General features: G+C 49.8%; 1 protein-coding gene. It reads right to left on the bottom strand.

Annotated features, from left to right (window positions below; all coding sequences use genetic code 11):
• The coding region (locus ABR397_RS24440; RefSeq protein ID WP_350307936.1) for an Rpn family recombination-promoting nuclease/putative transposase at positions 1-223 on the bottom strand (223 nt) is incomplete at both ends.

Here is a 223-nt window from a genome sequence, read left to right on the forward strand (position 1 = left end):
ATCATCGAAGCAGTCGAGCCAATTGGTACTCCAGGGATACGGCTGTATTTTCCCGTGATAAAACAACACCGGAATGACCAGCGGCAATTTTTCATGTCCCTGCTCCAGATGTCGTTGCATGGCTGAAATCCCGTAACGTATTAACCGAAATGCCATCATTTTGTCCGGGGAACTCTGGTGCTCGATCACGCAATACACGTAACCGTCACCCTGCGCCGTTTTC

The sequence above is a fragment of the Photorhabdus viridis genome, from assembly GCF_040256935.1.
GTDB classification, from domain to species: domain Bacteria; phylum Pseudomonadota; class Gammaproteobacteria; order Enterobacterales; family Enterobacteriaceae; genus Photorhabdus; species Photorhabdus viridis.